This is a genomic window from Pseudomonas zhanjiangensis (assembly GCF_041027545.1).
Classification (GTDB): Bacteria; Pseudomonadota; Gammaproteobacteria; order Pseudomonadales; family Pseudomonadaceae; genus Aquipseudomonas; species Aquipseudomonas zhanjiangensis.
This window is the reverse complement of the sequence record NZ_JBFTEG010000007.1, coordinates 94,605-107,761: the sequence shown is the minus strand read 5'-3', so window position 1 is coordinate 107,761 and position 13,157 is coordinate 94,605. Positions and strand designations below refer to the sequence as shown.

At 65.3% G+C, this 13,157-nt stretch carries 10 protein-coding genes; 7 read left to right on the top strand and 3 right to left on the bottom strand.

All coding sequences use genetic code 11. From position 1 onward, the window contains the following. The first annotated feature begins 6 nt into the window (after positions 1-6). The 5 genes from AB5S05_RS10815 (at position 7) to AB5S05_RS10795 (ending at position 6,738) form a co-directional block, all read left to right on the top strand. Positions 7-1,686, top strand: a complete 1,680-nt coding sequence (locus AB5S05_RS10815; RefSeq protein ID WP_369287522.1) for a glutathione S-transferase family protein — start codon at positions 7-9, stop codon at positions 1,684-1,686. Next, entirely contained in the window at positions 1,683-2,540 is an 858-nt protein-coding gene (locus AB5S05_RS10810; protein ID WP_369287521.1) for an SDR family NAD(P)-dependent oxidoreductase, read from the top strand. Before AB5S05_RS10815 ends, AB5S05_RS10810 begins: the two co-directional genes overlap by 4 nt. Beyond that, on the top strand, positions 2,530-3,756 hold the full coding sequence (locus AB5S05_RS10805) for a glutathione S-transferase family protein (protein WP_369287520.1): 1,227 nt from the start codon (positions 2,530-2,532) through the stop codon (positions 3,754-3,756). The genes AB5S05_RS10810 and AB5S05_RS10805 overlap by 11 nt, the downstream gene beginning before the upstream one ends. A gap of 53 nt (positions 3,757-3,809) precedes the next feature. Further along, on the top strand, positions 3,810-4,931 hold the full coding sequence (locus AB5S05_RS10800) for a zinc-binding dehydrogenase (protein WP_369287519.1): 1,122 nt from the start codon (positions 3,810-3,812) through the stop codon (positions 4,929-4,931). Between the two features lie 136 nt (positions 4,932-5,067). Then, on the top strand, positions 5,068-6,738 hold the full coding sequence (locus tag AB5S05_RS10795; RefSeq protein ID WP_369287518.1) for a long-chain-fatty-acid--CoA ligase: 1,671 nt from the start codon (positions 5,068-5,070) through the stop codon (positions 6,736-6,738). A 163-nt stretch (positions 6,739-6,901) separates the two neighbouring features. Here AB5S05_RS10795 and AB5S05_RS10790 read toward each other — a convergent pair whose 3' ends face one another. Beyond that, on the bottom strand, positions 6,902-8,080 hold the full coding sequence (locus AB5S05_RS10790; RefSeq protein WP_369287517.1) for a vWA domain-containing protein: 1,179 nt from the start codon (positions 8,078-8,080) through the stop codon (positions 6,902-6,904). Positions 8,081-8,199: 119 nt separating this feature from the next. Next, positions 8,200-9,045, bottom strand: coding sequence for an AAA family ATPase (locus tag AB5S05_RS10785; RefSeq protein ID WP_369287516.1), 846 nt, complete (start codon positions 9,043-9,045; stop codon positions 8,200-8,202). A 250-nt stretch (positions 9,046-9,295) separates the two neighbouring features. Here AB5S05_RS10785 and cysK point away from each other — a divergent pair, with 250 nt between their 5' ends. After that, a complete protein-coding gene (gene cysK / locus AB5S05_RS10780) occupies positions 9,296-10,270 on the top strand; it encodes a cysteine synthase A (RefSeq protein ID WP_369287515.1) in 975 nt (324 codons plus the stop codon). 61 nt (positions 10,271-10,331) lie between these two features. On the opposite strand, the gene AB5S05_RS10775 is transcribed toward cysK, so the two are convergent. After that, complete coding sequence (locus AB5S05_RS10775; RefSeq protein WP_369287514.1) at positions 10,332-11,246, bottom strand: DMT family transporter; 915 nt, start codon at positions 11,244-11,246, stop codon at positions 10,332-10,334. A gap of 183 nt (positions 11,247-11,429) precedes the next feature. On the opposite strand from AB5S05_RS10775, the gene aceK reads away from it, so the two are divergent. Then, positions 11,430-13,148 carry a bifunctional isocitrate dehydrogenase kinase/phosphatase gene (aceK, locus tag AB5S05_RS10770; protein ID WP_369287513.1) on the top strand — a complete coding sequence of 573 codons (1,719 nt, stop codon included), beginning with the start codon at positions 11,430-11,432 and terminating at the stop codon, positions 13,146-13,148. The last annotated feature ends 9 nt before the right edge of the window (positions 13,149-13,157 follow it).

Sequence of the window (13,157 nt, the reverse complement as noted above, 5' to 3'; positions counted from 1 at the left end):
GCCACCATGACCGCATCCAATAGTCTCGTGCTCTACGATTTCGCCAATTCACCCTGTGTCCGGCGGGTAAAGATCTGCCTGCTGGAGAAGGGCATTCCCTTCACCCGGGAGATCATCAACCTGGCGCGAATGGAGCAGAAATCCCCGGCTTACCTGCGTATCAACCCTAATGGCGTGGTGCCGGCGCTGTCCCACAACGGCGCGGTGATCTACGAGTCGTCGGTTATCTGCGACTACCTGGAAGATGTCTTCGTGCAGGTGCCCCTGTACCCCGATACGCTGCCGGAGCGCCTCGAGGTGCGCCAGTGGCAGAATCTCGAGCTGGCCATGGCGCGGGTCTACCGCAACCTGATGTATGCGGTGGTGATGGGGCCGTTGAACCATATCGCCTGCGACCGCGCCGAGTTCATCGCCAAGGCGGCGCGGGCCACCGACAACCCGGCGCATCTGGCCTGGGAGGCCAAGGTGTGGAACCTGCAGGTGCTGACGCCGGCCCAACAGGCGCAGCACAAGAAGCGCCTGCGCCAGTTCGCCACCCGGGTGGAAAACGCCCTGGCCGGCCGGGACTTCCTGGTCGGCACGCGTTTCGGCATGGCCGACATCCTCATCTATCCGCGGCTGAAGATGTTCCCGATCGTTGGGGTCAGCCTGAGCGCCCAGCAGTACCCGAACCTGACCCGCTGGATGGCCGCCCTGGAGCAGCGTCACTCCTTCGTCGAGAGTCAGAGCGAGGAGGAAAAGGTGCTGCTGAAGCTGCGCGCCAAGGGCGTGCTGCAACTGATCTGCCGCATCGCCTATACGCCGCCGGCGCGGCGCAGCCTCGGCCAGCGCGCGGTGCTGGCGCTGCTGCGACCGATATTGCGCCGCAAGCTCGGCATCAACGAGGCCTTCACGCCGATTACCCAGCGGCAGCTGGCAAGCACGCAGCCCGGGGCGACCCCGCTGCTGGGTCAGGCGCGCATGCACAGCCTGACTTCGGCCGAGCGTCAGGCCCTGCTCCAGGCCGCCGATGCGCAGGCCTCTGGCCTCACCCTGTACGGCTTCCAGCATTGCCCCCTGACGCGCCGGTTGCTTCTGGTATTGCGCGGCATGGGCGTGCCCTATCGCTACCAGGAGGTCGACCTGCTGGCCGGCGAGGAGGGGCTGCCCACCTTGCTGCGTTCGAATCCGGTGGCGGAAGTCCCGGTGTTGCAGCATGGCGATCGCCTGGTGATCGACTCGCTGAAGATCGCGGAATACCTGCTGGGCAACGAGGAGCCGGACAGCCTGTTCAGCAGTCAGCCGCTGGCGCTGGCGCAGATCCGCATGTGGAGCGCCTTCGACAGCGGCATGGAGAAGGAGTATCAGCCCTTTCTCCTCGATCATCTGGCCGAGCAGCAGGGCCGGCTGGCGGCAGCGGCCGAGGTCCGCGCCTACAACCGTGAGCAGGCACAGCAGATCCTGCGGGAAAAGCTGCAGTTGCTCGACGATGCCCTGGACGATCGCCCCTGGCTGGTCGGCGCGCGCTTCAGCTACGCCGACCTGCTGCTGTACACCCGCCTCGACAGCTTTGCCGCGATCGGGCTCGGCGCCTGCCTGCAGCCGTTCCAACGGGTGCGAGCGTGGCTGGAGCGTTGTGCGACCCATGTGCAGCAGTGGCAAAGCCCGCGAGAGCTTTCTGCCGTCGACGCCGGAGTAGAGGCATGAGCAGGATCTATCTGATTAGCGGATGCTCCAGCGGCATCGGCCGCGAACTGGCCCTGCAGTTGTCGGCCCAGGGACACACCGTGTTCGCCGGGGTACGCAACCCGCAAAGCCTGGCGAGCATCGCCAGCCGGAGCTTGATTCCCCTGCGGCTGGACGTCACCGATGCCGGCCAGATTGGTGCGGCGTTCGAGCAGATCCGGGCGCACGCCGGCTACCTCGACGGTTTGATCAACAACGCCGGCTACGGCGCCATGGGACCCTTGCTGGAAATGCAGGCGGCCGAGGTGCAGGCGCAGTTCGCCACCAATGTGTTCGCGCCCCTGGCGCTCAGCCGGCAGTTGCTGCCGCTGTTGCTCGAGGGCGCAAAGCCCTTGATCGTCAATATCGGCAGTTCGGCGGGCATCCTGGCCACGCCGTTCTCCGGTGCCTACTGCGCCTCCAAGGCCGCCCTGCACGCCCTGTCGGACGTGCTGCGGATGGAGCTGGCGCCGCTGGGCATACAGGTGATGACAGTCTATCCCGGCGCGGTGGCTTCGGCCTTTGGCGACAACGCGGCGCGCCGCCTCGGCGCCACCCTGGCCGCCGACTCGCGTTACCGGGCGATCGCCGCCGCCATCGAGCAGCGCGCCCAGATCTCGTCCGAGTCGCCCACCAGCCCCAAAGCCTTCGCCAGGACGCTGGTGGCAAAGCTGCTGGCCAAGGCCCCGCCGGCCGAGGCGCGCATCGGCCATGGCAGCACCCTGATGCCGCTGGCCCAACGCCTGTTACCGCTGGCGTGGAAGGACCGCCTTCTGCGCCGCCGCTTTCAGCTCGACCGACTCGGCCCGAACGGGGAGGTGCGCCATGACCACTGAGCACAAGGCCAATCTGCACCGCGAAGCGCAGACCATCGAGCGGGAGATGAACCTGGCTGACGGCCAGACCTGCTACCGGATCTGGTGCGACAACAACTCGCCCTATTCCTGGAAGCTGCGCGCCTACCTGCACTACAAGGGCATCCCCTATCAGCGCATGCGCAACAATGCCCATGCCTATATGCAGCGCATCCCGAGCCAGGTCGGCATGAGCATCATTCCGGTGATGCTCACGGCCGATGAGCAGGTGCTGCAGGACACCACGCCGATCATGCAGCTGTTCGAGGAACGCTACAGGTCCAGGCCCTGCATTCCGGACGATCCTCGTCTGGCTTTCCTGATGTGGCTGATCGAGGACTTCGCCGACGAGTATCTGGTGCGCCTTTCCATGCACTATCGCTGGGGCAATCTGCAGAATCGCAGCGCGCTCAGCCACCGCCTGGCGCGCGCCCTCTGCTATGGCCTGCCGCAAATGCGGCCTGGGCAGATGGCGCCAATGGTGTTGCAGCGCCAGAGCGGCTTCGACCAGGCGCTGGGGCTGGACGGCGAAGGGGTCAGGGCCAGCCTGGATCAGCAGTTGATCGATCTGCTGGCGATCCTCGACGGCCATTTCGAGCACTACCAGTTTCTCCTGGGGGATAGGCCCTCGCTGGCCGATTTCGCCGTATTCGGCCAGCTGTTCGCCCACCTGTACCAGGACCCGTTCTCCGCCGAGCTGATGGAGCTGCATGGCCCACGCACCTGCAACTGGATCGAGACGCTGCACGAGTTGGGCGATGTACGCGGCGGCGTCGGGCAGACCAGCTTCGGCGAGTGGCTCGATATCCGCTGCGGTGTTCCTGCAGGCCTGGCGTCCTTGCTGGCGTTCGTCGGCATGACCTACATCCCGTTCAGTGCAGGCACCGCCCTGGCGAGCGGCGAACGGAAAAAAACATTCAGAGCCGAGGTCTATGGCGTCGATACGACCTTTCTGACGTCCCAGTACCGCGCCTGGAGTTTCGAGCAGGTCCAGCAGCGCTATCTCGCCCTCGATGAGCTTGACTGGCGCTGCTTGGAGCCCCTGTTGAAGGCGGCCCGGGTGTTGCCGGCGATGCTGGCCAACGGTGTCATCCACAACAGCCTCTACGACGGCTTCTCGCCGCCCTTCATCCGCGACGGCATTGCCGATGCGCGGATTCAGCACCTGAAGGCCAAAGCGGCGCGCTCAAGCGCATGAACCGAACCGGCCCGGCGGCCTTGGCCGCGATCACCCGGAGCAGAGAAGAGACCATGAATCGAAACAACCGTCTTGTACGCTTTACGCACCGCCCCGAGGGTAGACCCAGCCCCGAGATCTTCGCCCTCGCCATGCAGCCCTTGCCTGCGCTCAAGGCGGGCGAGTTTCTCGGGCGCAATTGCTACCTGTCCATGGACCCGGCGCTGGTCGGGCGCATGCGCGGCGAAAGCAACTATGCGGAAACTGTCGAGCCGGGCGAAACCATGCATGCCTACGGCCTGACCCAGGTGATCGAGTCGCGCCACCCGGCGGTCAAGGTGGGCACGGTGTTGCTGGGACGCTGCGACATGCAGGAGTACCTGATCGCCAGCGACGCCAGTGCCTTCACCCGGATCAACCTGGGCCTGGCCGAGCCAACCGCCTACCTCAGCGCCGTGGGCATCACCGGCGCCACCGCCTACTTCGGCTTGTTCGACCTGGGGCGGCCCAAGGCCGGCGAGACGCTGCTTATCTCGGCCGGCGCCAGCTCGGTCGGCAGTATCGCCGCGCAGCTCGGCAAATCCTTCGGTCTGCGCACGGTGGCGATCGTCAGCAGCGAGGACAAGGCCGAGCAGGCCAAGCAGGAATGGGGCTATGCCGCCGCCGTCAGCTATCGCGGCAAGAGCATCGAGCAGTTGTCTGCGGATATCGCGCGCGCCTGCCCCAACGGGGTCGATATCTACTTCGACAACACCAGTGGCGATATCTCGGAGGCGGTGCTGGATCACTTCAACGACTTTGCCCGCCACATCGTCATCGGCCGCCTGGGCATCAGCCACCTCAGCGACACCCGCCAGGACGTGGGGCGCCGCGACAACAATGCCATTCTGGCCAAGCGCATCCGCAAGCAGGGCATGGTCTTGCTCGATCACAAACCGCGGATGATGTCGGCCATCGTGCAACTGGCCAAGCGCGTGCGCCATGGTGAGATACAGCTCAAGGACGATGTGCTGGAGGGTATCGAAAACGTGCCCAAGGCGTTCTTTCGCATGCTCAACGGTGAAAGCCAGGGCAAACAGCTGGTGCGCCTGGCCGAGATCGACCTGAGTGCCGACTCCACGCCGCGCTGGCCCGGACGCCTGATCACCGCGCGCTGGTTCCCCACCGCTGCACTGGCACGTTTACTCGCCCGTTAGCGGGATCGGCATTTCGTCTGTGCGGCGGGCGATGGCGGCAGGCTCGATGGGCCGTTGCGCCTGTTCCGCTGAAGACATCACTGAGCATGCGGCTGGCTGCACGGCCGCCACCAACACCAAGTACAAGAGGCAATACATGGACAAAGTCTGGCTCGAGTCATACCCGCAAGGCGTAGCCGCCGAAATCGACTGCTCGTCGTATCGCTCCCTGGCGCACCTGATGGAGGAGGCGTTCCACACCTTCGCGCCGCGCACCGCGTACAGCTGCATGGGCACCACGCTGAGCTACGCCGAACTGGACCGGATGTCCGCGGCGCTGGCCGCCTGGCTGCAAAGCAAGGGCCTGGTGCGCGGCAGCCGGGTGGCGATCATGCTGCCCAACATCCTGCAGTACCCGGTGGTCATGGCGGCGGTGGTGCGGGGTGGCTATACCGTGGTCAACGTCAACCCGCTGTATACGCCACGGGAACTCGAGCATCAGTTGGTCGATAGCGGTGCGCAGGTGCTGTTCGTCCTCGAGAACTTCGCCCACACCGTCGAACAGGTGCTGGCCAACACCCCGTTGCAGCAGGTCGTGGTGGCGAGTGCCGGTGACCTGCTGGGTGTCAAGGGCGCCCTGGTCAACCTCGCGGCGCGCCACCTGAAGAAGATGGTGGCACGGTTCAACCTGCCCAAGGCTCTGCGCTTCACCCAGGTGATGCGCGAGGCAGCGGGTATGCGGCTCAAGGACGTGCAGATCGGCCATGACGACATCGCCTTCCTGCAATACACCGGGGGCACCACGGGGGCGTCCAAGGGTGCGGTGCTGCTGCACCGCAACGTGGTGGCCAATGTGCTGCAGAACGAAGCCTGGTTTCAGCCGACGCTGGCCGACTGGCCGCGGGATCAGGGCATGACCATCGTCTGTGCGCTGCCGCTCTACCACGTATTCGCCCTGACCGTCTGCGCGCTGATGGGGCTGCGCCTGGGTGCCAGCAACATCCTGATTCCCAATCCGCGCGACATGCCGGGCTTCGTCCGCGAGCTGAAGAAGCACCGCATCAATATCTTTCCCGGGGTCAATACCCTGTACAACGGCCTGCTCAATCAGGCCGAGTTCGCCGGCCTGGACTTTTCCGCGCTCAAGGCCTGCACCGGCGGCGGCATGGCCGTGCAGAAGGCAGTGTCCGATCGCTGGCAGCAGGTGACCGGGGTGCCCATCGTGCAGGGCTACGGTCTGTCCGAGACCTCGGCGGTGGCGACCTGCAACCCCTGCGGCATTCGTGAGTTCGCCGCCGGCATCGGCCTGCCCTTGCCGTCGACCGAGATCGCCATCCTCGACGAGGAGGGCCGCCGCCTCGCATTTGGCGAAGCCGGGGAAATCGCCATTCGTGGCCCGCAGGTGATGGCGGGCTACTGGCAGCGCGAGGATGATACGGCGCAGGCGATGACGGCCGACGGGTTCTTCCGGACGGGCGACATCGGCATCATGGACTCGAGCGGCCGCACCCGCATCGTCGATCGCAAGAAGGACATGATTCTGGTCTCGGGTTTCAACGTCTACCCCAACGAGATCGAGGCGGTGATCGCCGGTTTGCCTGGCGTGCTGGAGTGCGCCTGTGTCGGCGTGCCGGACCCGAGTACCGGCGAGGCGGTGAAGGTCTTCGTGGTGCGCAAGGATCAGGCGTTGACCGCCGAGCAGGTGTTCGAGCACTGCAAACGGCAGCTGACCGGCTACAAGAAACCGAAGTACGTCGAGTTCCGCGACGAGCTGCCCAAGACCAATGTGGGCAAGATCCTGCGCAGGGCGCTGCGGGAGCCGGCCTAGCGTGCAGGTCCCTCCATCTGCCCACTGGTTTCGACGCTCCAAGGTGTGGCTGCTAGACGGTCAACCGCTTGGGGGGAGATAAGGGGCCTCTGTCGCAGACAAGACCGCAGGGAATGCAAAAAAGCGCCGATAGGGCGCTTTTTTGTGGGCAACATCAGTTCGCTTACTTGGACAGGAATCTCATGCCGTCTTCCAGCCCCTGCAGGGTCAGGGGGTACATCTGGTCCTCCACCAGCTCGCGGATGATGTTGGTCGAGGCGGTGTAGCCCCAGGTGTCCTTGGGGTAGGGGTTGATCCAGATGAGCTTCTTGTACTTGTCCATGAAGCGCCTGATCCAGACGTGCCCCGCTTCCTCATTCCAGTGCTCGACGCTGCCGCCGGCCTGGGTGATCTCGTAGGGCGCCATGGCGGCGTCGCCGACGAACACCACCTTGTAGTCCGGCCCGTACTTGTGCAGCAGGTCGTGGGTGGAGAAGCGCTCGGAAGTGCGGCGCAGGTTGTTCTTCCACACCGACTCGTACACGCAGTTGTGGAAGTAGTAGTACTCCAGGTGCTTGAACTCGGTCTTGCAGGCGCTGAACAGTTCCTCGCAGACCTTGACGTGGGCGTCCATCGAGCCGCCGATGTCGAACAGGATCAAGAGCTTGACCGCGTTGCGCCGCTCCGGGCGCATCTGGATGTTGAGCAGGCCGCCGTCCTTGGCGGTGTGGTCGATGGTGCCGTCCAGGTCCAGTTCGTCCTGGGCGCCCTGGCGGGCGAACTTGCGCAGGCGGCGCAGGGCGATCTTGATGTTGCGCGTACCCAGTTCGACCTGGTCGTCGAGGTTCTTGTACTCGCGCTGGTCCCAGACCTTGACCGCCTTGCCCTGGCGCTTGCCGGCATCGCCGACGCGAATGCCTTCCGGATTGAAACCGCCGGAACCGAACGGGCTGGTGCCGCCGGTGCCGATCCACTTGTTGCCGCCGGCGTGGCGTTCCTTCTGTTCTTCCAGGCGCTTCTTGAATTCCTCGATCAGCTTGTCCAGGCCGCCGAGGGACTCGATCTTGGCGCGTTCCTCGTCGCTCAGCGAGCGCTCGAACTCCTTGCGCAGCCACTCGTCGGGGATCAGTGCCTCGATGTGCTGGTTGAGGTTTTCCAGGCCCTTGAAGTAGGCGCCGAAGGCGCGGTCGAACTTGTCGAAGTGGCGCTCGTCCTTGACCAGGATGGTGCGGGCGAGGAAGTAGAACTCGTCCATGTCGGCGAACACCACGTTGTGTTTCAACGCGTTGATCAGGTCGAGCAGCTCGCGCACCGATACCGGCACCTTGGCCGCGCGCATTTCATTGAACAGGTTGAGCAGCATGGCGGATCTCTCCCGATTACCCGTAGGGTGGATGACGCTCTTCTCATCCACCGGGCCTGTGCGGCGTAGGTGATGGGCAAGGTGGAAGACGCTTCGCGGTCTTCCACCCTACGGCGCGATCAGCGGCTGGCGCGGCGCGCCATAAAGGCCAGGCGCTCGAGCAGCTGCACGTCCTGCTCGTTCTTCACCAGGGCGCCGGCCAGCGGCGGGATGGCCTTGGTCGGATCGCGCTCACGCAGCACCGCCTCGCCGATGTTGTCGGCCATCAGCAGCTTGAGCCAGTCGACCAGTTCGCTGGTCGAGGGCTTCTTCTTCAGCCCCGGCACCTTGCGCACGTCGAAGAACACATCGAGGGCCTCGGCGACCAGGTCCTTCTTGATGTTCGGGTAGTGCACGTCGACGATCTTGTTCAGGGTCTCGCGATCGGGGAAGGCGATGTAGTGGAAGAAGCAGCGGCGCAGGAAGGCGTCCGGCAGCTCCTTTTCGTTGTTCGAGGTGATGATGATGATCGGCCGCTGCTTGGCCTTGATGGTCTCGTTGGTCTCGTAGACGTAGAACTCCATCTTGTCGAGTTCCTGCAGCAGGTCGTTGGGGAACTCGATGTCGGCCTTGTCGATCTCGTCGATCAGCAGGATTACCCGCTCCTCGGACTCGAAGGCCTCCCACAGCTTGCCCTTCTTGATGTAGTTGCGTACGTCGTGGACCTTGTCGGAATCCAGCTGGGAGTCGCGCAGACGGCTGACGGCATCATACTCGTAGAGGCCCTGGTGGGCCTTGGTGGTGGACTTGATGTGCCAGGTGATCAGCTTGGCGCCGAAGGACTCGGCCAGTTGCTCGGCCAGCATGGTCTTGCCGGTACCGGGTTCGCCCTTGACCAGCAGCGGCCGCTGCAGGGTGATGGCGGCGTTGACCGCGAGCTTGAGGTCGTCGGTGGCGACGTAGGACTGGGTGCCTTCGAACTTCATCGGTAAATCCTCGAACGGTTACGGCCGGTGCAATACCCGCGGGTACAGTATTTGAAAAGGCGACTATAACGCGCCGTCCAGGCGACTGTGAACGCAGACGGGCCATTCAGTCACTGAATGGCGGGTCACGTCTGGCACGTCACCACGGGCGTCCGCCGCCTGCCGCGGCCTGCGCCGAACTGGACGGCCACTCGTCGGCGACTTAGGCTTGGCGGTCTTCCCTCGGCATTCTCTGCACAAGGACACCGCCATGAGCCGCATCTTCGCTGACAACGCCCAAGCCATCGGCAACACCCCGCTGGTCAAGATCAACCGCCTGGGCCCGCCCGGAGTGACCCTGCTGGCCAAGATCGAGGGGCGCAACCCGGCCTACTCGGTGAAGTGCCGGATCGGCGCCAGCATGATCTGGGATGCCGAGGAGCGCGGCGTGCTCAAGCCGGGCATGACCATCGTCGAGCCGACCTCGGGCAACACCGGCATCGGCCTGGCCTTCGTCGCCGCCGCCCGCGGCTACAAGCTGCTGCTGACCATGCCGGCCTCCATGAGCCTGGAGCGACGCCAGGTGCTCAAGGCCCTGGGCGCCGAACTGGTGCTGACCGAGCCGGCCAAGGGCATGAAGGGCGCGATCGAGAAGGCCGCGGAGATCGCCGCCTCCGATCCCGCCACCTATTACATGCCGCAGCAGTTCGACAACCCGGCCAACCCGGCGATCCACGAGAAGACCACCGGCCCGGAGATCTGGAACGACACCGATGGCGCGGTGGACGTGCTGGTCTGCGGCGTCGGCACCGGCGGCACCATCAGCGGGGTGTCGCGCTACATCAAGCAGACCCAGGGCAAGCCGATCGTCTCGGTGGCGGTGGAACCGGTGGCGTCGCCGGTGATCAGCCAGACCCTGGCCGGCGAGGAGGTCAAGCCCAGCCCGCACAAGATCCAGGGCATCGGTGCCGGCTTCGTGCCGAAGAACCTCGACCTGGCCATGGTCGATCGGATCGAGCAGGTCACCGACGAGGACGCCAAGGCCATGGCCCGTCGCCTGATGCGCGAGGAGGGCATCCTCTGCGGTATCTCCTGTGGCGCGGCGATGGCGGTGGCGGTGCGCCTCGCCGCCGAGCCGGCGATGCAGGGCAAGACCATCGTCGTGGTGCTGCCGGACTCCGGAGAGCGCTACCTGTCGAGCATGCTGTTCAGCGATATGTTCAGCGAGCAGGAGCTGGTCCAGTAGGGCCGCTGCTCATCGGCGAAGAAAGCCGCCTGCGGGCGGCTTTTTGCTGTCCGCTATCGGGTCAGTCGGCGGCAACGATCCTGACCGGCGCCGCAGGCGGCGTCGGTCTGACCACCAGCCACAGGGCCACGGCGATCAGCGCGCCGCCATACAGGTAGGCCCAGGACAGCGGCTCGCCCAGCAGCAGGGCGCCCCAAAGCACGCCGAACGGCGGGATCAGGAAGGTGGTGGTCGAGGCCTTGATCGGGCCGATGTCGCTCAGCAGGCGGAAATACAGGACGTAGGCGAAGGCCGTGCACAGCAGCCCCAGCCCGGCCAGCGACAGCCACTCCTCGGGGCCGCCCCAGCTGGCCGGCGGCTGCAGCGCCAGGCTGCCGACGAACCAGGGCAGCAGGAACAGGCTGGCGCCGCACAGGCTGGCGAAGGCGGTCAGGCGGTTGTCCAGGCCGCCCTGCTGGCCGATCCAGCGCCGGGCCAGGAAGCCGGCGAAGCCATAGCAGGTGGTGGCGACCAGGCAGGCGCCGGCGCCGAGCAGCAGTTCCTGATCGAACTGCACCGGCCCGGTGCGGGTCAGCACCGCCACGCCGAACAGGCCGAGCGCCACCCCGGCCGCCTTGCTCGGGGTCAGGGCCTCGGCGAAGAACAGCATGCCGATCAGCACCCCCATCATCGGCGTGGTGGCATTGAGAATCGACGAATAGCCGGCCGGCAGCACCAGCGCCGCCAGGCAATACATGGCCGACGGCAGGCCGGCGTTGATCACCCCGAGCAGCAGGCACTGCCGGAGCTTGCCGCGAAAATCCCAGTGCACCCGCATCAGCAGCAGGATGGCGAGCAGGCCGAGCATGCCGAAGCTGGCGCGGAAGAAGGCGGTCGGCATGCTGCCGAGCATCGGCGCGACTATGCGCATGAACAGGAAGCTGGCGCCCCAGATGGCGGCGAGCAGCAGCAGGCGTAGCAGGTCGGCGGTTCGCACGACGAACTCCAGAGCGGGCAGGGGTGAGCAGTGTTGCCGGGCGCGCGAAGCAAGGCAATCCGAAACAGGCTTTCAAAGTGGCGATTGCCGGGTCCCGCGACGCCTTTGCCGCGTGAGCCGGCTTTTCCTCGGCCGTTCCACTGGCTAAGCTCGCCATTCAATTCTCCGTGCAGAGGTTTGCCCATGGCGCAGCAATGGCCGGCCAGCGATATCGCCCGTCAGATCCTCGACGGCTTCGACGACTACCGCGAGCATTTTCGCCAGATCACCGAGGGCGCCCGCGAGCGCTTCGAGCAGGCGCACTGGCAGGAGGCCCAGCAGGCTGCCGCGGCGCGGATCAACCTGTACGAGGAGAAGGTCGGCGAGTGGGGCGAGCGCCTGCGTGAGGACTTCGGCGAGGAGCTGCTCGACGTCAGCCAGTGGCCGCTGGTCAAGAGCGCCTACATCACCTTGATCGACCGGCGCTTCGATGACGAACTGGCGGAGACCTGGTTCAATTCGATCTTCTGCGGCCAGTTCAGCCATGACCTGATCAGCGATGGCTGCATGTTCATCCACACCACCCGGCCGTCGCCGCACGGCCAGCAGCGCGCGGCGCAGACCCGCAGCTACCGGCCCGAGGCGGGGATGGCACAGATGCTCGAGGCGATCTTCGCCGACTACCGCTTCAGCGTGCCCTTCGAGGACCTGCCGCGCGACCTCAAACGCCTGGAAGGCCAGCTGCGCGAGAACCTGCCGGACTGGGTGTGCAAGGACCCGGAGCTGTGCATCGAGTTGTTTTCCTCGGTGCTTTACCGCAACAAGGGCGCCTACCTGGTCGGGCGCATCTTTACCCGCGACGAGCAGTGGCCGCTGGTGATCCCGCTGCTGCACCGCGAGGGCCAGGGCATCCAGATCGATGCGCTGATCACCGACGAGGCCGAGGTGTCGATCATCTTCTCCTTCACCCGCTCCTACTTCATGGTCGAGGTGGCGATCCCGGCGGAGTTCATCGGCTTTCTCAGGCGCATCCTGCCGGGCAAGCACATTGCCGAGCTGTACACCTCGATCGGTTTCTACAAGCACGGCAAGTCGGAGTTCTACCGCTCGCTGATCAACCACCTGGCCAGCAGCGACGACCAGTTCATCATGGCCCCCGGCGTGCGTGGCATGGTCATGAGCGTGTTCACTCTGCCGGGCTTCAACACCGTGTTCAAGATCATCAAGGACCGCTTCTCGCCCTCCAAGACGGTCGACCGCAACACGGTGATCGAGAAGTACCGCCTGGTCAAAAGCGTCGACCGGGTAGGGCGCATGGCGGACACCCAGGAGTTCGCCGATTTTCGCTTTCCCAAGGCCAAGTTCCAGCCCGAGTGCCTGGCCGAGTTGCTCGAGGTGGCGCCCTCGACCGTGGTGGTGGAGGGCGACACCGTGCTGGTGCGCCACTGCTGGACCGAGCGGCGCATGACCCCGCTCAACCTGTACGTCGAGAACGCCAGCGAGGCCCAGGTGCGCGAGGCGCTGGACGACTATGGCCTGGCGATCAAGCAGCTGGCGGCCGCGAACATCTTCCCCGGCGACATGCTGCTGAAGAACTTCGGCGTCACCCGCCACGGCCGGGTGGTGTTCTACGACTACGACGAGATCTGCTTTCTCACCGAGGTCAATTTCCGCCGCATCCCGCCGCCGCGCTACCCGGAGGACGAGATGGCCTCCGAGCCCTGGTATTCGGTGGCGCCGTTGGACGTGTTCCCCGAGGAGTTCCCGCCGTTCCTGTTCGCCGACATCAAGCAGCGCCGGCTGTTCAGCCAGCTGCATGGCGAGCTGTACGACGCCGACTACTGGAAGAGCCTGCAGGAGGCAATCCGCGCCGGCAAGGTGATCGACGTGTTCCCCTACCGGCGTAAGGCCGAGCCGGCCTGAGTCGTCTCG